The organism is Anaerostipes faecis, from assembly GCF_910574135.1.
GTDB classification, from domain to species: Bacteria; Bacillota; Clostridia; order Lachnospirales; family Lachnospiraceae; genus Anaerostipes; species Anaerostipes hominis.
In genome coordinates this window covers 11302-32873 of sequence record NZ_CAJSYK010000020.1, presented here as the reverse complement: position 1 = coordinate 32873, position 21572 = coordinate 11302, and the positions used below count along the sequence as shown (strand labels likewise).

General features: G+C 46.9%; 19 protein-coding genes. All 19 read right to left on the bottom strand.

The window, feature by feature from the left end; all coding sequences use genetic code 11:
• Positions 1-7: 7 nt before the first annotated feature.
• A complete protein-coding gene (locus QGT46_RS12710; protein WP_148459070.1) occupies positions 8-1372 on the bottom strand; it encodes an HlyD family efflux transporter periplasmic adaptor subunit in 1365 nt (454 codons plus the stop codon).
• Complete coding sequence (locus QGT46_RS12705; protein WP_034549105.1) at positions 1373-2314, bottom strand: TIGR01212 family radical SAM protein; 942 nt, start codon at positions 2312-2314, stop codon at positions 1373-1375.
• Between the two features lie 4 nt (positions 2315-2318).
• On the bottom strand, positions 2319-3296 hold the full coding sequence (locus QGT46_RS12700; RefSeq protein ID WP_235824558.1) for a D-alanyl-D-alanine carboxypeptidase family protein: 978 nt from the start codon (positions 3294-3296) through the stop codon (positions 2319-2321).
• Positions 3297-3359: 63 nt separating this feature from the next.
• Positions 3360-3755 carry a methylglyoxal synthase gene (locus QGT46_RS12695; protein ID WP_022261002.1) on the bottom strand — a complete coding sequence of 132 codons (396 nt, stop codon included), beginning with the start codon at positions 3753-3755 and terminating at the stop codon, positions 3360-3362.
• 11 nt (positions 3756-3766) lie between these two features.
• Positions 3767-4882: an FtsW/RodA/SpoVE family cell cycle protein gene (locus QGT46_RS12690; protein ID WP_009290510.1), complete on the bottom strand. Its 1116-nt coding sequence runs from the start codon at positions 4880-4882 to the stop codon at positions 3767-3769.
• A 15-nt stretch (positions 4883-4897) separates the two neighbouring features.
• Positions 4898-5164 carry a cell division topological specificity factor MinE gene (minE, locus tag QGT46_RS12685; protein WP_009290509.1) on the bottom strand — a complete coding sequence of 89 codons (267 nt, stop codon included), beginning with the start codon at positions 5162-5164 and terminating at the stop codon, positions 4898-4900.
• Between the two features lie 15 nt (positions 5165-5179).
• Positions 5180-5965 (bottom strand): septum site-determining protein MinD, encoded by a 786-nt coding sequence (gene minD, locus QGT46_RS12680; RefSeq protein ID WP_009290508.1) that lies wholly within the window; start codon positions 5963-5965, stop codon positions 5180-5182.
• A gap of 20 nt (positions 5966-5985) precedes the next feature.
• Positions 5986-6720, bottom strand: coding sequence for a septum site-determining protein MinC (minC, locus tag QGT46_RS12675; protein WP_024727071.1), 735 nt, complete (start codon positions 6718-6720; stop codon positions 5986-5988).
• A 15-nt stretch (positions 6721-6735) separates the two neighbouring features.
• Entirely contained in the window at positions 6736-9651 is a 2916-nt protein-coding gene (locus QGT46_RS12670; protein ID WP_148459069.1) for a penicillin-binding transpeptidase domain-containing protein, read from the bottom strand.
• On the bottom strand, positions 9651-10169 hold the full coding sequence (mreD, locus tag QGT46_RS12665; RefSeq protein ID WP_006565826.1) for a rod shape-determining protein MreD: 519 nt from the start codon (positions 10167-10169) through the stop codon (positions 9651-9653). The genes QGT46_RS12670 and mreD overlap by 1 nt, the downstream gene beginning before the upstream one ends.
• A 9-nt stretch (positions 10170-10178) precedes the next feature.
• Entirely contained in the window at positions 10179-11045 is an 867-nt protein-coding gene (mreC, locus tag QGT46_RS12660) for a rod shape-determining protein MreC (protein ID WP_148459068.1), read from the bottom strand.
• 10 nt (positions 11046-11055) lie between these two features.
• Positions 11056-12033 (bottom strand): rod shape-determining protein, encoded by a 978-nt coding sequence (locus tag QGT46_RS12655; protein ID WP_148459067.1) that lies wholly within the window; start codon positions 12031-12033, stop codon positions 11056-11058.
• A 30-nt stretch (positions 12034-12063) separates the two neighbouring features.
• Entirely contained in the window at positions 12064-12762 is a 699-nt protein-coding gene (gene radC / locus QGT46_RS12650) for a RadC family protein (protein ID WP_148459066.1), read from the bottom strand.
• Between the two features lie 145 nt (positions 12763-12907).
• Positions 12908-14191 carry an aminotransferase class I/II-fold pyridoxal phosphate-dependent enzyme gene (locus tag QGT46_RS12645; RefSeq protein WP_148459065.1) on the bottom strand — a complete coding sequence of 428 codons (1284 nt, stop codon included), beginning with the start codon at positions 14189-14191 and terminating at the stop codon, positions 12908-12910.
• Positions 14166-15128: a tRNA (adenosine(37)-N6)-dimethylallyltransferase MiaA gene (gene miaA / locus QGT46_RS12640; RefSeq protein ID WP_148459064.1), complete on the bottom strand. Its 963-nt coding sequence runs from the start codon at positions 15126-15128 to the stop codon at positions 14166-14168. Before miaA ends, QGT46_RS12645 begins: the two co-directional genes overlap by 26 nt.
• On the bottom strand, positions 15125-15505 hold the full coding sequence (cdd, locus tag QGT46_RS12635; protein WP_148459063.1) for a cytidine deaminase: 381 nt from the start codon (positions 15503-15505) through the stop codon (positions 15125-15127). Before cdd ends, miaA begins: the two co-directional genes overlap by 4 nt.
• Before the next feature lie 83 nt (positions 15506-15588).
• Positions 15589-17451 (bottom strand): DNA mismatch repair endonuclease MutL, encoded by a 1863-nt coding sequence (gene mutL / locus QGT46_RS12630; protein WP_148459062.1) that lies wholly within the window; start codon positions 17449-17451, stop codon positions 15589-15591.
• 2 nt (positions 17452-17453) lie between these two features.
• Positions 17454-20072 (bottom strand): DNA mismatch repair protein MutS, encoded by a 2619-nt coding sequence (gene mutS / locus QGT46_RS12625; RefSeq protein ID WP_148459061.1) that lies wholly within the window; start codon positions 20070-20072, stop codon positions 17454-17456.
• On the bottom strand, positions 20065-21477 hold the full coding sequence (gene miaB, locus QGT46_RS12620; protein ID WP_148459060.1) for a tRNA (N6-isopentenyl adenosine(37)-C2)-methylthiotransferase MiaB: 1413 nt from the start codon (positions 21475-21477) through the stop codon (positions 20065-20067). Before miaB ends, mutS begins: the two co-directional genes overlap by 8 nt.
• Positions 21478-21572 lie beyond the last annotated feature (95 nt).

Genomic DNA, 21572 nt, shown 5'->3' with positions numbered 1-21572 from the left:
CCTAACTTTAATATATGATCTGGTTTTCCTTGATCGCTTTGCTGTCGAGAACAACAAAGTCATACAGTCGAATACCGTTTAACGTATCTGTCTGTACTATGGTATAGCCGTCTTTATTTACAATAACCTGTACCGGACGGAAATCAGCATAGCCCTGATTCGTGCAGTAGACTCCTTTCAGTCTCTTCTTTTCTCCTACGGTAAAGCGGTCACCGGCGTCCATTGCCTCAAAGGTAGTGCCTTCCTCCACCTCTTCCGGATTCAGATAACAGTAATTCTTTGTCTTTTTATAAATCTTAAATTCTTTTTGTTCTACCTTGACATTTCCGTCCTTGGACGTGGTTCTGACACTGAAGCCCTCGCTTGCTCCGTTATTGCCCTTTGTAATGTACTTGACCGGAACCTGATAAAACTGTTTTGAGACAATCGCAGAATCCGGAATTTTAAGTCCCTGGTAAGTATCCAGGAGCAGATCGATATCCACATACCGCTCTCCGATGTAACGGATCAGATATTGGTCCAGAGACAGATAGGCAAAATAGCCGTCTTCTTTTTTTTCGGTCTCAACGCCGGCCTCTGCTTTCATCTGGTCATCCACGAATTTCACGGTTACGGTCTTTCTGCCTTTAAGGCTGGTATACTGTTCTTTATCAAGAAGTACCGTCAGTGTCCATTTCTCATTTTTCGTCACCCTGCATACGGTGTCCCCTTTTTTCACTTTGTCTGTAGAATTCAGTTTTGTGACCCTGTAATTTTCTCTCTCAAAATCACTCGCTTTAATCTGGCCTGCCTCCCTGCCGTCGAAGGAATCCGAATAAAAGCTTGCAATGCCGCTTATACTGCTCCTTCTGGTAGAAAACGACGCATCCCCAACCTGTTCTTTCACCTGTTCCATGACCTTCTTCAAAGATTTTTCATTAATGCCCAGCACAGCATTTTTCAGGTCATATTTCAAGTCATAGACATCTTCAAAATCCTTGTCCGAGTAGATTGATTTAAACTCGGAAAGCCGGTTTTTAATCCTGGTATTCTCCTGGATATCTCCTCTTCCCTTCATCTCTTCCACCTGATTGGCAAACTCTTTCTGGACCTTACCGTTCTTGTCCAAAACATAGAGCATGCCGGACTTTTTGACCCTCTTTCCCTCTTCCGTATAATATGTAATATAACCGTCATCTTCGGCCTTCAAAAGTTTCTCGTTCCTGAGGGCGATTCCGGTGAGGGAATATGTCGATGAAATTTTATCTTCTGTCACTTTATAAACCGTCAGCTTTTCCTTGCCTACGAAGATCATTACATTGATCAGAACATAGATCAGCAGGACAAGAAAAACGATAGTCCCGATATTCCATCTCGATTTTTTTCTAGTCATCTATATCCTCCAGCGCCTCAAAGCTGCCCCGTCTAAATAATCACATCTGCATCCCTGGACATATCCTTTTTGTTTCATTGTTTCCTCAAACAAATCCTTTAGCTTCCACCAGCTGACTCCCCAGTTTGAAAATACGGCATCTTCCTCAGGCACTCTGCTGAACAGCCTCTCGATGACAATATCTTCTCTCAGGTTAGCCACAAACTCTGTCAGCCGGTTTATGTATTCTTCTTTTGTGCATAAAGATATTTTACCATCCCTGTATTCTTCATACAATACGGAGTTCTTCGGAATATAAAGGGAATGGGCTTTGACCACAGACACGGGCAGGGCAGAGATCACCCTGGCTGTCTCCACTGCATCTTCGGCTGTATCTCCGGGCAGATTCAGAATGACATGAGTGCAGATCTCAAACCCGTAGGGTGCCGTGAGAAGGACCGCATTCAAATACTCTGCCAGAGTATGGCCCCTTTTGATCTTCCTCAGAGTATGGTAATTGACCGTCTGAAGTCCGAATTCCATGGTCACGGCGGCTCCCCGCTCCTTTTGTATCTCATTTAAAAATTCCAGATAATCTTTCCGGATACAGTCGGGTCTGGTGGATATTGAGATCCCCACAATATCTTCTTCCTCCAGTGCTTCCAGCACATAGTCGCGAAATTCCCCAAGGGGCAGAAATGTATTCGTGTAATTCTGAAAATAAGCTAAAAACTTTTTTGCCCCGTACCGTTTGCCGATATAAGCTTTTGTTCTATTCAGCTGGTCCTTTACGGGCACTGTTTCAGACATGGCTTCAAAGCCGGTCCCGACTCCGGCACAGAAACTGCAGCCTCTGCCTTCTATCCGGTTCGGACAGGTCACCGGGAGATTGACCGGGAGTTTATATACTTTCTCACCGAATCTCTTCTTCAAATGTGCCGAGTAAGTGTTGTAGCGTTCCATCTTCTTAATTTTCCTTTTTCAGTACTTCTGTCATCGTGTGATATAGAGTCTGTTTGCTGGAAGCCTTTAAGATGACAGAGATAAATTCTTCCCCCTCCTCGTTTTTCGTGAGAATGATCAGACAGGAACCGGCTTCTCCCGTTGTCCCCGTCTTTCCTCCCAGCATAAACACTTTGTGAGGAAGATTGTAATTGCCCAGCAGGTACTGATTGGTCGCTGCCATATCAAATGCCTGCAGCTTGTTCTTCTGGTTCGTATATTCTATATAACTGCTCGCCTTTCCTGCAATGGATAAAAATTCATTATGTTTCACCAGTTCCTGGAAGATCAGGTACAGGTCATACGCAGTCGTATAATGATTCTTCAAATGAAGGCCGTTTGGATTCTGAAAATTTGTATTGGTAGCTCCCAGCTCACGGGCTCTCTTATTCATCATCGCCACAAACTTTTTATCGCTTCCGGCCACCTTTCTTCCCAAAGCAATGGCAGTATCGTTGGCCGACATGACGATCAGTCCGTTTAAAAGTGCTTCCACCGTGATCTTGTCGCCCTTTTTCAGATGAAGGCTCACTGCTGCCGGGTCATCGAAGGTGATATCCCGGTCAATGGTCACAACATCATCAAGACTGCAGTTTTCCAGGACCAGAAGGGCAGTCATGATCTTTGTGATACTCGCAGGGTAGGCCTTGTCAAATACCTTCTGCGCAACGAGCACCTGATTTGTCGTATTGTTAACGAGCAGCGCCTCTTTCACTCCGGAATACTGCTCTGTGTCGGCATCCTCCCTGGATATAACGCCTACATAGGCTCCTTTCGACTTCCAGTTATCCCCCAGAGTCTCCGTTCTAAGCTCATCCTGGTTCTGCTCCAGATGTTTTTCATAAGTGACGGAAAGCTGCGTCAATGTATCCGCCGCGCTGCACCCGGTCAGAGAAACGAGCAATACTGCCGTCATACATATACATAAAATTCGTTTTTTCATTCTGTCCTCCTGATTTCAAGCAAATGTCCTAAGAAATGAAAAGAAAGACTGTCATGTGACAGCCTATTGAGTATACATCTCTCTCCAGTCCAGATCCCCCCGGTCCAGGGCCATAATCAGAGCCTCTGCCGTCGGCAGATTGGTGGCACACGGGATGTTGTGTTTGTCACAAAGGTTCAGTACATCATAGAAGCCCTGTGTCCTCTGCTTGTTGTCCGGATCCTGCAGAAAGATAAGAAGATCCATTTCATTGTTTTCGATCAACGCCCCGATCTGATGCATGCCGCCGAAATGTCCCACCTGAAGCTTATGGATCGTCAGGTTTGTCACTTCCTCGATCACCTTTCCCGTGGTGGCTGTGGCGTACAGCGTATGCCGTCTTAAAATATCCTGATAAGCAATGCAGAGGTTCTGCATCAGCATTTTTTTCGCATCGTGCGCAATTAATCCTACATTCATAAAGGTTCCTCCTAATATTTTTTGCGTTGAAGATAAATATTCAGCATCAGGCCGATCGCAATGGATGCCGACAAGAGTGAACTCAGGCCATAGCTGATAAACGGCAGCGGAAGTCCTGTATTGGGCAAAGTCCCTGTGGCAACTCCTATGTTGATAAAGGACTGGAATCCCATATAGGCAGACACGCCCACAGCTACCATTTTGGCTGCTCCATTATCGGCTTTCCGGGCCACATTCAGGCACTGGGCTACTAAAAGAACCAGCAGGCCGATCACAACAAGACACCCTAAAAACCCGAACTCTTCTCCAACCACAGAAAAAATAAAGTCTGTCTGGCGTTCTGACACCAGATTTACATCGCTGGCAGAGACATCAGAGATCGTATTTGATCCGAATCCCTTTCCGAACAAACCTCCGGACCCGATGGCCATAACAGAGTTGGCTGTCTGCAGTGCCGTAGAATCCGCATAGGCAGCCGGGTTTAAAAAGGACATGATCCGCGCCACCTGATGAGACTCTAAAAGAATCTGTCCCGGTGTCTGGACATACCATATAAACACTGCAAAAAGAGGAATCCCTATGATCAAAACTCTCAGGATCAGCTTAGAGCTTAATCCTCCCACAAAGACGATGGCAAGAATGATAAAAACGATATCCAGTGTCGTGGACAGATTCGGCTGTTTCAGAATCAGATACAGCGGCGGTGCACATAAAAGTGCAAGTTTCCCCAATACTTTCGGTTCGTTCAGATCGTCCTCGTGGCGGACTACGAAATCTGCGATGACAATGATCATCACGATCTTGCTGAGCTCTGACGGCTGAAGCGTCCCCAGGGGCCCCAGTGAAAACCAGCGCTTTGCCCCGTTTACGTCTTTTCCAAACAGCTTAACGCCTATCAGCAACAAAAGATTGATGATATAGAGCAGATTGGAACTCCGAAGCCACGTCTGATAATCGATCAGAGAAACTACTGCCATGACCGCAAAACAAAGGATCAGACCCAAGCCCTGTTTCATCACAAAAGACGGATTTGCGCTGTGGATAAAAATAATTCCTAATGTGGCCAGCACCAATACATTGAGAACCAGCTTTATATTGTAGTTTTGCAGTCGGTAGTTTCTAAGCATTTTATCACTCCATGTCTATTTTTTCTTTTTCATTTCCCGGATCGGGATATTCGCAAACAGCGCCGGTCCGCTGTGTTCTTCGTCGTTCTGAGTAATCTGAATATCCAATCCCTGCGGATCGATCTCCATATATTTTGAGATCACCTTGATGATGTCATTTTTGATCAGTTCCATAGTTTCCGGAGAACAGTTGGAACGGTCAGATACCAGCAAAAGCTTCAGCCGGTCCCTTGCTTCATCAGCGGAATTTTTCTTTTTAAAAAAGCTATCAAACAAACCCATTCTTCTCCTCCTTGACTATTTCTTAAAAATGCCGGCAAGTTTCTCGAAGAATGATTTGGTATCCAAATCCAAAAACGGTACTTCTTGTCCCATAACCCTCTTACAGATGTTCATATAAGCTTTTCCTGCCATACTGTCGCTGCCCACAAGAGGTTCCCCCTGGTTTGTAGATACGACAATGTTTTCATCGTCCGGCACAACGCCGATCAGATCGATTGCCAGGATATCCAGGACATCATCCTTTGACAGCATGTCCCCTCTTTTTACCATGTCCATACGGATCCTGTTGATGACTAAATCGATCTTATGTATATCGTTGGCCTCCAAAAGTCCGATGATCCGGTCTGCATCACGGATCGCAGATACCTCCGGAGTCGTCACGATCAGTGCGCGGTCTGCTCCTGCGATGGCATTCTGGAATCCCTGTTCGATCCCTGCCGGACAGTCCAGAAGGATATAGTCAAACTCTTCTTTCAGCTCATCCACAACTTTTTTCATCTGCTCAGGACTCACAGAAGATTTATCCCTTGTCTGTGCAGAAGGCAGAAGATAAAGATCCGGATATTTTTTGTCCTTGATCATCGCCTGTTTGATCCTGCAGTTTCCCTCTACCACATCGACAAGATTATAGACAATCCTGTTTTCCAGCCCCATGACCACATCCAGATTCCTGAGACCGATGTCCGTGTCGATCAGTACGACCTTTTTCCCTTCTTTTGCCAGACCGGTTCCTACGTTGGCCGTCGTGGTTGTTTTCCCAACGCCGCCTTTTCCTGATGTGATTACGATTACTTCACTCATTGTTTTCTTCCTCCATTGTTTTAAGCTGTAATTTCATTCAGAAGTGATTTTGATATAGGTTCTATGTAAATATTTTCATCCTCTACAAATGCAATCTTGGCTTCCTCGTCGCCTTGCTTTGCTTTTTTCCCAAACAGCCGCTTCTTTGCAGATACCTGATCGGATGATCTCGCAATATAGCTGCCGATCCGGATCTGCATCGGCTTCATCTCAAGGGCAGCGATGAAAGCCTTGTCATTCCCGTCCACTCCTGCAAACACATAGCCTTTTACACACCCCAGTACGACGATATTGCCCTTTGCCTTCACGGTAGCTCCGGGATTCACATCCCCGATGACTACCACACTGGCATCGGATTCCAGACTCTGTCCGGATCTTAAAGTCCCCTGGTAAAATTGTCCGAAGGAGACTCCTCCGCTCTTTAAACGGGATTCGCTCCTGGACTCTTTCAGCCTGATGGCTCTCTCCTCGATCAGCTGTTTAAATTTGGTTTCCAGAACCTGGTCCCCTTCCATCACATAGGCGATGGAGAGGGAGCTGTTCTCTGTGATCGTTTCCAAAACCCGCTCCGTTTCCTCCACGCTTAAAACCCTTCCTTCGATTTTTAATACAACCTGAGTTTTGGTGTTGAAAAACTTCGCGGCTTCCACAAACTTTCTCGCGATAATCGCCAGCAGTTCTTCAAACTCTATCTTGTCATCCAGAACAATCGTCAAACCAAAATTGTTTCCTTTCAACAATACTGGTTCTTTCATATATTTTCACCTCTCTTAATCGGATACTGAACCGGCCGCAGAAATTACTTTCTTGTCCTTCCTTAATTTCGCCTTCTCTTTATCATTTGCAAAATAATACTTGTAGAGATCCTTCGCCGCGGCTGCCGCATTGGATGACGTATATCCGTAAGGGATGACTGCAGTGACCGTGATCTCCGGGTCTTCATAGGGACCGAAAGATATGAACAGCGCATGGTTCGGCCTCTTTTTATCTTCCTGTGCGGTTCCTGTCTTGCCCGCCACTTTCACATTAAGCCCTTTGAATATGCTGGTCACAGCGCCTTTCTTTCCGGAAACAACCCTGCGCATGCCGGACCAGACCGCATCCCAGTAAGAGTCATCATTCAGAGTGAGTTTGCTCTTCTTCTTGACACCGTATTTTTTCACCGTCTTTCCGCCCGAAGTGGTAACTTTGTCTAAAATACTCAGGTCGTAGACGGTTCCCTTATTTGACAGCGTCGTCACGTAGTTGGAAATCTGGCTCGGCGTGAAACTGTTCGTGCCCTGTCCGATGGCAGAACGCACAGAGGTTTCGTCTGAAATATGCGGAGCCATCTCGCTCAGCTCAATACCGGACTTTTTATTCAGGCCGACCTTGGTCGCATATTTTTTCAGGGCCTCCAGGCCTTTCTTGCTGCTGTAAGATGCCCCTGTCATTCCTAAGTCATATCCTACCTCATAAAAGAAGCAATTACAAGAGACTTCTAATGCCCCGGCCACATTATTGTAGCCGTGCCTTCCGTTGGGATAAATCCAGCAATGGGCCGCGGGACTGATCTTGTCAAACACGCCGGTACACTGTATCTGGGTGCCTGTGGAAATCGTTCCCTCATTCAGGGCGGTGATCGCAGATAAAGGCTTGAAGGTGGACCCCGGAGCCGTTCTGTGGTTCAGCACCTGATTATAAAGAGGCGTCGCCGTGGAATTGGACAGCTGGCGGTAGTAGTCGTTGTCGATTCCATTGGACAGCTTATTGCTGTCATATCCCGGATAACTGACCATGGCTTTTACTTTTCCCGTGTCGGGATCTGTGATCACAATGGAGCCGGAACACGGGTCCAGGCCGAGCTGGGCCGGCGTGATTTCTCTTTTTGACAGCTTCTGCCGTATGAAGGAGTAGGCATCCAGGGAACCGTTTTTCAGACTCTGATAGGTCCCCGCGTCTTTTTTCTTATTCAGGACTCCCTGCTCGTACAAAAGCAGACATACAGACCTTCCACTGAGTTCACCGGTTCCGAGCTTTTGTTCACATACTGTCAGATCAAATTCATCATCCTTCTGAAGCTGTTCTTCAACATAGGACACAAGCGCGTCAAAGATCTGCTCTGTATCACTGTATTTGGACGGCAGATCCAGCATGGAAATATCGATCCATTCTTTATTGATGGCATATTTAAGGAACTCACCCAGGCCGATCTTTTCATCTTTCCACCTGAGATATGTCTTGTCCTTCGTGTCGACGGAGCCGGTTAGGAAAACTTTTTTCCTGGAAAGCATCTTATACACGTAGTCAGCATAATTCTGCTTTTCCTCACTCTCGTCTTTGTAGGCCTTTGTACTGCCTGTAAGATTCTTCCGAATCGTTTTGATACTGTCCTTCTTCAGGCTCTGAATCTTTTTATACATGCTCTTTTCGTAAGAGTTTGCACGCTCTCCGTTCAGGTCCGTGATATCCACAATACTGTTTCCGATCAGTGAATAGTAGACGTCTTTGATCGGAATCCTTATATTGCTCCGGTCACCCTTGGAATCAGAGGTGGTGAGTTTGGACAGAACGATGCCTGTAATCCTTCTTTCTAACAGGTTATATGCATATTCCTGAAGATCACTGTCGATCGACAGGACTACGTTGTTTCCTGTTCCTGCCTTTTCCGTCTTGGTCGTCTTTACGATCTTTCCTATATTGTTGACGATCATGGTCTGGCTTCCGCTGCTGCCGTGCAGATAAGACTCCAGTTCTTTTTCAATGCCCGCCTTTCCGACCGCGTCGTCCATCGCATAATAGTCCTTGTCACTTTCTTTTTTTCCCTTATTATAGTCATCAAGTTCCTCGGTATTGATTGTACCGGTATAGCCGATTACATGAGACATGGCCTCACTGTTTTTATAAACCCGGATGGACTTGGTACTCACGTCGATCCCGGTAAGTTCATTGGAACGCTCTTCGATCTCCGCGATGCTCCTGCTGCTCACCTCTGTGGCAAAGGTCACCTTCATATACTGTGAATAACGGCTTAAGTAGGCGCTGTATCGGACAGACATGATCTTTAAAGCATCTTTGTCTGAATACTTCTCATCAATGTCAAACATTTTCCCGACTCCGGGACTTCCCATAGTCCCGTTTCTTAAGTACTCAAAGACTTCCTCCGCACTGGCATTAAGCTGCTGCTGACGGAGCTTTAAACGCTCCTTGGAAAGACCCTTGGTATCTGTCCCGATGCCGAATGCCTCCCTCTTGAACCGTTCCAGTCTGGAGCCTTTCTCCGTAAAGCGGAACGTGCCGTTTCCTGTGATCTCGATCGGGATATCGCTCTTGAAGGAATCTTTGTTCTTCTCTAAGATCTTGATCACTTCATAAATCACCTTATTTTTTTCATAATTCTCAGATGTATCGTTTTCCTGGGCTAACGTTTTGAACTTATTGTCATTCTGAAAATTGACTGTATAGACCATTTTGTTGTAAGCCAGAAGTTTTCCGTTGCAGTCATAGATATTTCCCCTCGTACCGGAAGTCTTGACGGTCTTTTCTACTTTGTAGGTGAAGTCTTCTTTATGTGACTGCCCCTGAACAATCTGAATGACAAACAGCCGGCAGACGAGTACAAGAAAAAGCACTGCGAATAAAACAGCCATTGCCAGAAGCCTGTTTGCCAATAATTTTTCAACCCGGTTTTGTAACTTTCTAAACACTAGAACATGCTCCTTTTTTCTGAATCGCTGATGCGTACGTCGATGAACAGAAGAAGTTTATACAGCGGCAGAGCGATCAGCCCTGTATAGACTGCTTCCGGTATCATAATATCTTTTAAGTAACTGAAAAATGCAAATCTTCCTCTCAGTGCAAAGAAAAAGAAAAAAATTGCAAAGCTGTAAGCCAGGGTATTGATGACTAAAAGCCCGAACGGCAGAAGGACGTCGTCTTCATAAAAGAAAGAGTTGAAACATCCGTTGATATAGCCGATGAGCAAATAAAGAAGGGCATACTGCCCGAGAACGTCACCGAAAAATATATCGATCAGCAGACCGCAGGAAAATCCGATGCCGATCCCTGCTTTCTTTCCCCTGATCAATCCCAGGGTCACAGTGAGGATCAGCAGAACGTTCGGCATGACATCGGCAAGCTTTAAAAACTGAAACACCGATGTCTGCAGAAGAAAGCAAAAAATCACAGATAGAATATAAAATAAAGTCCTTTTCAGTCTCATCATCCCACCTGCCTATTCTTTTGTCTTTTCATCCAGGTTGACATTTTCTTTCAGGTCTGTGATCACCAGGACTTCCTTTAAATGCTTGAAATCCACGATCGGTGTGACCTTTGCGGTCTTTGTAAGCTTTGTGGAATCCAGTTTGATATCGGATACTTTTCCGATGGAGAGCCCTTCCACAAATTTAGAACTCAAATATGAGGTCACCAGCTCATCGCCTTCTTTGACCTTTGCGGTCTTATCAATATATACGACTTCCAGGTAGCCGTCAGACATCGTACTCAGACTTCCCCTGACGATGCAGGAGTCCTTTGTCTTCAAAAACATGGCGCTGACCATGCTGGTGTCATTGATGATCGTCCGCACCTTCGCATAATGATCGGACACATCGTATACGATGCCCACCAGCCCGTTGTCCGCGATCACATTCATGTTTTTCTTAATGCCGTCTTTGCTTCCTTTGTCGATGGCGAAGATTTCAAACCAGTTGCCGGAGCCCTTACTGATAACTCTGGCCCCGACCGTACTGTATTTTTTATATTTTGCTTTGAGCTTCAGAAGTTCCTGGAGACGCTCAAGCTCTATCTGGTCCTGCGACAGAATCCGGTTCTGCATCTTCAGGGAATCGATCTTCTCCTGAAGAACTTTGTTATCTTCTTTCAGCTGTTCCTTGGTCTTTATATTTTCATTCCAGGAAAAAATACCGTTCCCAATGGAATTAATCCCTTTCTGCATAGGACTTAAAATTCCTGTGGCCAATGCTTTGACCGGAGACAGCACGCCCCCCGCAAAAACACTGATCCCGATTAACAAAAAGCACACTCCCACAAAAATAAACAGGTAATGCCTTGAACGCATATTTTTCTTATGAAATTTCATTTCTCTTTCCTCACTGGTATTTGCAATCTTTGTTCATGATCGTCTTCAAGCCTCGGACAACACTCTCCTCCGGCTGTTCCCCGGGGCGGATATGAATGCCGATGGCATCTTCCATCCATTCCGGAATCTTCTGAAAGGAGGAACTTCCCCCTGACAGATAAATGCCCTCCACCATGATATCTGATGCCAGTTCCGGAGGAATCACCTCCAACATGGCTTTGGCCTCGATAATGATGTCGTTGACATAGCTTCTTACCTTTTCTTCTGCCAGATCTCCCGGAACCTGGATCTTCTTTGGCAGCCCGCTGACAAGGTCTCTGCCTTTTACATAGGCAGGCTTCCCTTCTTCTTCCCTTCTGGAATACAGAAGCTTTAACCGCTCCGCGCTCTTCATCCCGATCTCAATATTGTGGTTTCTCTTTAGCTTTGAGATCATCCACTGGTCGATCTGGCTGCCTCCCTGCTTTACCAGACGGCTTCTCACGATGCCCCCGAGGGAGATCACGGAGATCTCGGTCGTGTCGGCTCCCATATTGATGACCATGTTGCCGCAGGGGGCCCCTACATCGATGCCCAGTCCCACGGCATCCGCCATCGGCTTTGGCCATAGTCTGACCTCTTTTACCGACCGGAACGACTCAAGCATCAGATCATAGAATGCTCTGCGCTCCACGCCGGTGATGTCTGACGGCACAGCCATGTAAAATTCATATTTTTTTAACTTCCTCAGATAACGTCTGAGAATTTCCGCAAGAAGCCTGCGCATATTCGTATAATCGCCGATCACCCCGTGGACCATCGGCGTAATGATCTGTATCTGGTGTGGCTCTTTCTCATACATTGAAAACGCTTCGTTTCCTACTGCTGCTGTCTCCGAATCTTCTGTCAGGGCAATGACATTTTTAAGCCTTAGAATCTGGTCTTTTTCTTTCGAATAGATCCTAAGATTCTTAGAGCCCAGCTCGATTCCAATCAGTCCCTTCTTCATAAGCACTCCATTCCATACCGCCCCATCGGGCTAAAGTAATTGTTGTTCTTTAAAACTTACGTAAGAACGGTCTCCGATGATGATATGGTCGGACAGATAAATGCCGAGCAGTTCTCCTGCTTCTTTTATCCGTTTCGTGACAGAGACATCCTGCCTGCTGGGAGTGGGGTCCCCGGAAGGGTGATTGTGCAGCAAAATTAAATAGACCGCTTCATACTTCAATGCTTCCAGGAATACTTCCCTGGGTGACGCCACTGTCTGATTGACCGTACCTACGGATACCTTCAGTTCTTTGATGACTTTATTCTTCCCATTAAAAAGAATTAAAATCATTTCTTCCCTGTTCAAGTGACGCATTTTTTCCATATAATAATCCGCAATGGACTTTGGAGTATGAAAACTGATCTTCTTATGTACTTTCTGTGAGGACAGCCGCATGGAAAGTTCTGCAATGCAAAGGATCTGTACTGCCTTCACCCTGCCGATGCCCCTGATCCTCATCAGTTCATTCATTGTAACATGACAGATGCCCAGCAGCCCCTCATAATATGGGTGCAGGCCTAAGATCTCCACAGCCAGGCCCGTGGCCCTTTTATCCTTCGCACCACTTCTTAAAATGGCGGCTAAAAGCTCCGCATCTGTCAGCGCCCCCGGTCCCAGCCGCTCGCATTTTTCATAAGGGCGCTCAGACTCCGGAAGCTCTTTTATTGTGTAATGTCTCTTTTCCATAGATTCCTTTCCTCAAAGGAATACGTAAAAAAACATTTCTCATTAATAAATCTTACCATAAGATCTTTTTCTTGTATACCCAGGAACTATGACGGTTTCCTTAAATTTTTCTTATTCTCCCGACATAAAAATCCGGCATCCGACATCACAGCAGTACGAGCCCTTTTTCCGCCATCCGCTGAAGGGACATTGTAATCCCGTACTTGGCATGTGGATAGGTAAGCCCCCCCTGGAAATAGGCTGCATACGGAGGTTTCATCGGACCGTCTGCACTGAGTTCGATGGAGGAGCCTGAGACAAACGCTCCTGCCGCCATAATGACCTGACTGTCATAGCCCGGCATATCCCACGGCTCCGGCGTCACATAGCTGTCCACCGGCGAAGCCGCCTGGATTCCCTGGCAGAACGCTTTGAGTTTTTCAGGGTCGTTGAATTCTACCGCCTGAATAATATCGTGTCGGCTCTCCTTTCCGTCAGGGAACACTTTAAATCCGAGGCTTTCATACAGGTTAGCCGCAAATACAGCCCCTTTCAGGGCGCTGTTTACCACTGTGGGCGCGAGAAACAGTCCCTGCAGGAACTGGCGGTTGACTCCTAAAGATGCACCCACTTCTTTTCCAAGGCCGGGTGTAGTAAGTCTGTATGCACACTGCTCGATCAATTCCTTCTTTCCGCAGATATAACCCCCGATGGGTGCCAGCCCTCCACCTGGATTTTTAATGAGCGAGCCTACGACTAAGTCTGCTCCTGCCTGGGACGGCTCCGTCTCCTCGACAAACTCTCCATAGCAGTTGTCCACCATGACGATGACTGACGGCTTTATATCCTTTACGAATGAGATCAGCTCCCCGATTCTCTCAACAGAAAGTGTCGGCCGTGTGGCGTAGCCTTTCGACCGCTGGATCGTGACCAGCTTTGTCCTATCGTTTATGGCTTGTTTTATGGCTTCATAGTCAAAAGAACCGTCCGGCTTCAGATCCGCCTGGGCATAGGTGATCCCATATTCAGCCAGAGAGCCTTTGGATGGCCGGATACCGATCACTTCTTCCAATGTGTCATAAGGCTTTCCGACCGGAGACATGACTTCATCGCCCGGTCTTAAATTAGCATTTAACGAAAGGCCCAGGGCATGGGTACCGCAGGTGATCTGCGGGCGCACCAGGGCATCTTCTGTCTGGAAAATATCCGCATAGACTCCCTCAATTGCCTCTCTTCCGATATCATCATATCCGTATCCCGTGGTCTCTCCGAGATGTGCCTCTGAAATACGGTTCTTCTTCATAGCTTTCAGCACTTTCAGCTGATTAAATTCTGCCACTGCATCAAATTCTGCAAATCTTTCGGAAAGCGATGACTCGATGTTCTTTGCATAGTCATATACCTCTCCGGACACACCCAATTCTTTATAATATTCTTTTAACTGATCCATCCCATATGCCTTTCTCTCTGATCTTTTCCAGCATAAATGCCAGAATCTCGTCTTCAATTCGGTAATTCTGCCTGTTAATCATGGTGACTTCTTTTTCCCGCCGAAACCATGTGAGCTGCCGCTTTGCAAAGTGCCTCGTATCTTTTTTGATGCGCTCTGCCGTCTCTGAAAGATCCTGTTTTCCTTTCAGATAGTCAAAAACTTCTTTATAACCAATCCCCTGCATGGATACCATGTCTTTTGTATACCCTTCACCGGCAAGCTGCCTGACCTCATCGATCAGCCCTGCCTCTATCATCCGGTCAACTCTCTGGTTAATTCTCTCATACAGAATCTCCCGCTCATGAGTCAGGACAAAATAGACAAAATTATAACGGGATTCCTTGGTTCTCTCCTGTTCATTGTGCATGGAAATCTTGGTTCCCGTCTTTTCATAAAACTCCAATGCCCGGATCACCCTTTTTGTATTATTTTCATGGATAGCCTGTGCAGATTCCGGGTCAACTTCTTCCAGTATCCGGTGGAGATATCCATTTCCTTTTTCCTCTGCCAGCTTCTTTAGTCTGTCTCTGTATCCCCGGTCTGCATCTTCCCTGGAAAAGTCTATATCGTATAAGAGAGCCTGAATATAAAAACCGGTTCCTCCGACTACAATCGGAATCCTGCCCTTTTCATAAATCTTCTCTGCCGCTCGCTTCGCCATCTGCTGGAACCGGACTACATGAAACTCCTCATCCGGTTCCAATTCATCCACCAGATAATGAGGGATTCCATCCATCTCCTCCGGCATGATCTTTGCCGTCCCGATGTTCATTTTTTTATAGACCTGCATAGAATCGGCAGAAATGATCTCTCCTCCGACTGCTTTTGCAAGTCTTATAGACAGCTCCGTCTTCCCCGCCGCCGTAGGCCCGGTCAGTATGATCATCGGCTTCATAAGCTGTCAAATCCTTTCGGCAGCAGTTCTTTTAACAAAAAATCCTGCCAGCTTTCTCTATCCTGGCAGATCACCCGCATATCTTTAGAAAACTCATTCATCACCTGCAGGCAAATACCGCACGGATAAACACACCCGTCTCCCTCTGCCGCGATGGCAATGGCATCAAACTCCCTGTATCCCGCCGCCACGGCAGTGCTAACGGCATTGCGCTCCGCACAGATCGCCGCGCCGTAAGAAGCATTCTCCACATTACACCCGGTAAATACGGTCCCGTCCTTACACAACAGAGCCGCACCCACAAAAAAACCGGAATAAGGCGCATAGGCATGCCCCCTGGCCTGCTTCGCCAACTCCAACAACTCTCTATCGTTCATAATCCCATCCTTTTTCTATAACAGTTTTTTACCATTATTGGAGGAGCGCATTTCAAAACGCGACAGAAATAATGGTAAAAAACTCACACGATACGCTTAAATTTCTTCTCTAGCTCATACTTGCTCATCTTGATCATCGTAGGCCGTCCGTGGGGACATGTATACGGATTTTCACATTCCATCAGGAGTTCCAGAAGATGTTTTATTTCGGGAAGCGACATTCTCTGGTTTCCTTTCGCCGACATTTTGCATGCCATGGAAGCGATCTTATCCGTAATCATCTCCGGATCTTTTTTCACCCCATCCGCGGTGAGAGAGTCTAAAAGCTCCATAAACAGTTCTTTCTCTTTCAGGCCGTATAAGTTTGCAGGCACCTGCCGGATGCAGAACTCATTGCCTCCAAACGCCTCAATCGTAAACCCAAGTTCCTGAAAGATGTCTTTTGTCTCATCGAGCACTTTTGCCTCCGCCATAGACAGCGTCACCACGTAAGGCGGCTCCACTCCCTGGCTGTAAATCTTTTTTTCCCTGAAGCTCTCCATAAGCTTTTCATAATTCACTTTCTCATGCGCCGCATGCTGGTCCATGATAAACAGCTGGTCTTCGTACTCGATCAGCCAGTAAGTCTTAAAGAGCTGTCCGATCACTTTCCGGTCCGGCTTTGCCTCCTCATCCAGAAGAGAGGTTTCATTGAGTGTCATCTGCTGTATATCTTCTTTCCCGGCATCTTTATGATAATTGACTCCTGCAAAGACAGACTTCTTTGCCTCCGGTTTCGTAGTATTTTTTTTCAGTGTCCCCTGCGGTTCGGCCGGAGTTTCGGGAGCCGTATATTTTGCTGCCTTATCCCCGTGATGTTCTTCCCTTCTCACCTGTTCAAAAGGCTCAGGCATTTTCCCCGGAAGTACAGGCTTTGCTTCCTTCTTCTGCTTCCCGAGTTCCGCTTTCGGTATCATTTCTCTGTGAGACAGCGTCTCCTTAATGCCTGACACTAAAAGCTCATACAGTTCTTTTTCGTTGCGGAAACGGATCTCCATCTTTGTCGGATGTACATTGACGTCCAGAAGTTCCGGCTCCACTTTTATGTTCAGACATACAAAAGGATACTTATGGGCCATGGTAAACGTTTTATACCCATCCTCAATGGCCTTGTAGATGATCTTGCTCTTAATATACCTGCCGTTTATAAAATAACTTTCATAATTCCGGTTCCCGCGGGAGATAAATGGTTTTCCCACATACCCGTCCACACTGACCGTTGGCCCCTTTAACGAAATCGGCAGGAGAGCTCCCGCTACGTCTCTGCCGTATAAATGGTAGATGATATCTTTTACGTTTCCATTTCCCGACGTATACATCTTATTCTTGCTGTTATGGATAAATTTAAACGCGATATCCGGATGGCTCAATGCGATGTGCACCATGATCTGTTCCACATATCCCGCCTCGGTCACCGGACTTTTCAGGAATTTCCGTCTGGCCGGCGTATTGTAAAACAGATTGCGCACGAGAAATGTCGTGCCGTCCGGAGCGCCTATCTCCTCAAAGCCCTGTTCCTCTCCGCCAAAGATCTTATAAGAAACCCCGGAAAAAGCCCCTGCGGTTTTGGTGATAACTTCCACCTGTCCAACCGCGCTGATGCTTGAGAGTGCTTCTCCCCGAAATCCCAGGGACGAAACGGATACCAGGTCCTCCACGGAGCGTATCTTGCTCGTCGCGTGACGCAGAAACGCGGTCCTCACTTCCTCTTTCGGAATGCCGCACCCGTTGTCCGTCACCCTCATAAGAGTCATGCCGCCGTCTCTGATCTCCACGGTCACCGCCGTCGCTTTGGCATCAATCGCATTTTCCACCAGCTCCTTGACCACGGAGGCCGGCCTCTCGATCACTTCCCCGGCGGCGATATTATCGATTGTCTTCTGATCCAATAACTGAATTTCTGCCATAACTATTCCTCTTCTCTAAGCCTGTTCTGCAGAATATATAAATAGTTCAGTGCTTCCAGCGGTGTCATGGAAGACAGGTCCTTTTTCCGGATCTCCGCCATAAACGGGTGCTCCATCGTCGGCTCACCGTCATTTGCAAACAGAGAAAGCTGCTGGGGCTCATTGCTCACCTGGATTTTCTGTGCCCTGGAAACAATATCACTGTCGCTCAGCTCTGACACAATCTCCTTTGACCTCTGAATAACCATATCCGGCACTCCTGCAAGCTTGGCAACCTGAATGCCGTAGCTTTTATCCGCTCCGCCTTTCACAATCTTCCTTAAAAATACAATGTTGTCACCCTGTTCTTTCACCGCGATACAGTAGTTGTTGACGCTGCCGATCTTGCCCTCCAGCTCCGTAAGTTCATGGTAATGGGTAGCAAACAGAGTCTTGGCACCTAAAAGCTTTGGATTGCTTATGTACTCCACCACGGCCCATGCAATGCTCAGACCGTCATAGGTGCTGGTGCCCCGGCCGATCTCATCCAAAATCAGCAGGCTGTCCTTTGTGGCGTTCCTTAAAATATTCGCCACCTCGCTCATCTCCACCATAAAGGTACTCTGTCCGCTGGCAAGGTCGTCAGAGGCGCCCACCCGGGTAAAAATCCTGTCCACAATGCCGATGTTGGCTTTTTGGGCCGGCACAAAGGAACCTATCTGGGCCATGAGAACGATCAGGGCCGACTGTCTCATGTAAGTTGATTTACCTGCCATATTCGGCCCGGTGATGATGGAAACCCGGTGCCGTTTGCTGTCCAGATACGTGTCGTTGGAAATGAACATATCGTTGGACATCATCTGCTCTACCACAGGATGCCGCCCCTCCTTGATATCGATCAGCCCTTTTGTGTTCAGTTTCGGCCTCACATAACCGTTCTGCTCTGCCACACAGGCCAGAGAGCAGAGTACGTCCAGATATGCGATGACTCCGGCAGTTTTCTTGATCCGCTCCATTTCTCCTGCCAGGGTTTCCCTGATGGACGCAAAGGTCTCATATTCCAGTGCACACAGTCTGTCCTCAGCCCCGAGAATCGTGTCTGCCAGCTTATTCAGTTCCTCCGTCGTATATCTCTCGGAGTTGGTAAGCGTCTGTTTCCTTATATAATGTTCCGGCACTTTGTCCTTGTAGGAATTCGTCACATCCAGATAATATCCGAACACCTTGTTGAATTTCACCTTCAGGGTTTTGATTCCGGTGGCGCGCCTCTCCCGCTCTTCCAGCTGCATCAGCCACTGTTTGCCGTCCGTCTTGGCACGCTTTAACTGATCGATCTGCTCTGAAAAACCATCCTTGATCATACCGCCTTCTTTGACTGCAATCGGAGGCTCCTCCAGTATAGCGTCCTCTAGAAGGCCTGCCACATCGTCCAGCGTATCCAGGTCTTCTCTGAGGCCGGACAGCAGGCTGTCACCGCATTCTTCAAGGATCGTCCTGATAGGCGGAAGCCACTGGAGAGACACTTTCAGGGCGATCATGTCTCTTGGGTTTATTGTTTGATAGCTGACCTTTGTCATCAGACGCTCCAGATCATAGACCGGATTCAGGTATTCCCTGATCTCCTCACGGGCAATGGCCTGTTTTGTCAATGTCGTCAGCGCATCATACCTCTCCTCGATCTTTGCGCGGTCGATCAGAGGCTGTTCGATCATACTCCGCAAAAGTCTTGCCCCCATGGCCGTTTTCGTCTTATCCAGTACGCCCAGAAGGGAACCTTTCTTCTTTTTGTCCCTCAGCGTCTCGCATAGTTCCAGATTCCTTCGGCTGGAGCTGTCGATAATCATATATTCACTCGTCTCATACGGAGAGACGGACATCAGATGATTTAACGCATTTTTCTGAGTTTCATGCAGATATAAAAGAAGCGCTCCTGTGGCAATCTTCCCCATAGGATGGTCTGAAAGGCCCAGGCCGTTTAAATTTCCCACATGGAACTGGGATTTGATGGCGGCCTCCCCCTGCTCTTCGTCAAAATAATAATGGTCAATATTGGAAACAGAGACGCCCAGCTTATCTTTTATAAATTCTATGTCCGCACCGCTGATCATAAATGCATCATTGCATATGATCTCGGCAGGGGCAAACTTAAAGATTTCATCCACAACTTTGTGGAGTTCATCCATGGATGTGGTACGGAAATCTCCCGTCGTCACATCCACCACGGACAGTCCGAAACTATCGTCGCTGCAGAAGATACACATGAGATAATTGTTCTTCTCGTCTTCTAAACTCTGCTGAGAAATATTTGTTCCCGGAGTCACGATCCTGATGACTTCCCTCTTTACGATCCCTTTGGTCTGTTTCGGGTCCTCCACCTGCTCGCAGATCGCAACTTTATATCCCTTCTCCACCAGTTTATTGAGATAGGAATCCACCGCATGGAACGGGACTCCGCACATAGGGGCCCGTTCTTCCATACCGCAGTTTTTTCCTGTAAGTGTTATCTCCAGTTCCCTGGAAGCCGTCAGTGCATCGTCAAAGAACATCTCATAGAAATCTCCCAGCCTGTAAAACAGGATACAGTCCTTATTCTGTTCTTTGATCGCCATATATTGTTCCATCATTGGAGTTAATTTAGCCATTTACCTGTTCTCCCATATAATAAAAACCTTTTTCTTCCGTGATCTTTACCCGGACGATCTGTCCGATAAGACTCTCGTCTCCTTTAAAATGTACTAAGATATTGTTGGAAAGCCGGCCGGTGACCATGCCGCCCTCGTGGGTATTTTTCTCCTCCACAAGAACGTCCTCCTCTTTTCCTATTCCTTCTTTCCTGTTGTCTTTGGAACTTTTCTTGATTACCTCAAGGAGCCGTCCGAACCTTTCTTTCACCACCGAAGGCTCCACCTGATCTTCCATGGCAGCCGCCGGCGTCCCCGTCCTCCTGGAATAGACGAACGTATAGGCGCTGTCAAACTTCACTTTTCTTACCACATCCAATGTCTCTTCAAAATCTTCTTCCGTCTCCCCCGGAAATCCTACAATAATATCTGTAGTCATCGCGATCCCCGGAATTTTCTCTTTGATCTTTTGGGCCAGCGCAAGATAGCTTTCCTTTGTGTAATGCCGGTTCATTTTCTTTAAGATTCTGCTGCTTCCGGACTGTACCGGCAGATGCATGTGGCGGCATATTTTCTTCGACGAAGCCATCACTTCGATCAATTCGTCAGAGAGATCCTTGGGATGGGGTGTCATAAACCGGATGCGGGCAAGCCCTTCGATCTGTTCGATCCTCTGTAAAAGCTGTGCAAAACTCACAGGTTCAGCGAGATTTTTCCCGTATGAGTTTACATTCTGTCCGAGCAGCATCACTTCCCGGACCCCTTCCTTTACCAGACCTTCAATCTCCTTTATAATGTCCTCCGGCTTCCGGCTGCGCTCCCGGCCCCTCACATAAGGGACGATACAGTAACTGCAGAAGTTATTGCACCCAAACATGATATTTACGCCGCATTTAAAAGAAAACTTCCGGTCGCTCGGAAGGTCCTCGACGATCTGATCCGTATCTTTCCAAATATCCACTATCATTCCGCCGGAATCTACCCTTGCTTTCAAGAGCTCCGCCAGCTTAAAAATGTTGTGGGTCCCGAATATAAGATCCACAAACGGATAGCTCTTTCTGATCTTCTCCACGACCTGCTCTTCCTGCATCATACAGCCGCAGAGGCCGATGATCATTTCAGGATTCTGTTCTTTTGCTTTCTTTACATGTCCCAGGTGGCCGTAAAGTTTCGTATTTGCATTCTCCCTCACGGTACACGTATTAAAGAGTACCAGGTCCGCATATTCTGTATCGGTCTGCCGATAACCGATGGTCTCTAAAACTCCCAGCAGTTTTTCTGAATCTTTTTCATTCATCTGGCAGCCAAATGTGGTGATATGACAGGTGAGAGGTCTTCCTAGGCGTTCCTCCTGTACCTTCACCCACTCTTTCATTTCTTCCATGTAGGAATACTGTTTTTGTGCTTCGTCGTTATATATCTGCATTGGTATTCTCCATTCTTTTTCATTTCATGGCATATAGAATTTATTATAACAAGATTTAAAAAATCGTGCAAACCCCCTAGGACAAAAAAAGACCG

Bases quoted from the DNA above. Each gene is read 5' to 3' on its own strand.
- QGT46_RS12710 (WP_148459070.1), bottom strand. From the start codon at position 1,372: ATGACTAGAAAAAAATCGAGATGGAATATCGGGACTATCGTTTTTCTT.
- QGT46_RS12705 (WP_034549105.1), bottom strand. From the start codon at position 2,314: ATGGAACGCTACAACACTTACTCGGCACATTTGAAGAAGAGATTCGGT.
- QGT46_RS12700 (WP_235824558.1), bottom strand. From the start codon at position 3,296: ATGAAAAAACGAATTTTATGTATATGTATGACGGCAGTATTGCTCGTT.
- QGT46_RS12695 (WP_022261002.1), bottom strand. From the start codon at position 3,755: ATGAATGTAGGATTAATTGCGCACGATGCGAAAAAAATGCTGATGCAG.
- QGT46_RS12690 (WP_009290510.1), bottom strand. From the start codon at position 4,882: ATGCTTAGAAACTACCGACTGCAAAACTACAATATAAAGCTGGTTCTC.
- minE (WP_009290509.1), bottom strand. From the start codon at position 5,164: ATGGGTTTGTTTGATAGCTTTTTTAAAAAGAAAAATTCCGCTGATGAA.
- minD (WP_009290508.1), bottom strand. From the start codon at position 5,965: ATGAGTGAAGTAATCGTAATCACATCAGGAAAAGGCGGCGTTGGGAAA.
- minC (WP_024727071.1), bottom strand. From the start codon at position 6,720: ATGAAAGAACCAGTATTGTTGAAAGGAAACAATTTTGGTTTGACGATT.
- mreD (WP_006565826.1), bottom strand. From the start codon at position 10,169: ATGATGAGACTGAAAAGGACTTTATTTTATATTCTATCTGTGATTTTT.
- mreC (WP_148459068.1), bottom strand. From the start codon at position 11,045: ATGAAATTTCATAAGAAAAATATGCGTTCAAGGCATTACCTGTTTATT.
- QGT46_RS12655 (WP_148459067.1), bottom strand. From the start codon at position 12,033: ATGAAGAAGGGACTGATTGGAATCGAGCTGGGCTCTAAGAATCTTAGG.
- radC (WP_148459066.1), bottom strand. From the start codon at position 12,762: ATGGAAAAGAGACATTACACAATAAAAGAGCTTCCGGAGTCTGAGCGC.
- QGT46_RS12645 (WP_148459065.1), bottom strand. From the start codon at position 14,191: ATGGATCAGTTAAAAGAATATTATAAAGAATTGGGTGTGTCCGGAGAG.
- miaA (WP_148459064.1), bottom strand. From the start codon at position 15,128: ATGAAGCCGATGATCATACTGACCGGGCCTACGGCGGCGGGGAAGACG.
- cdd (WP_148459063.1), bottom strand. From the start codon at position 15,505: ATGAACGATAGAGAGTTGTTGGAGTTGGCGAAGCAGGCCAGGGGGCAT.
- mutL (WP_148459062.1), bottom strand. From the start codon at position 17,451: ATGGCAGAAATTCAGTTATTGGATCAGAAGACAATCGATAATATCGCC.
- mutS (WP_148459061.1), bottom strand. From the start codon at position 20,072: ATGGCTAAATTAACTCCAATGATGGAACAATATATGGCGATCAAAGAA.
- miaB (WP_148459060.1), bottom strand. From the start codon at position 21,477: ATGCAGATATATAACGACGAAGCACAAAAACAGTATTCCTACATGGAA.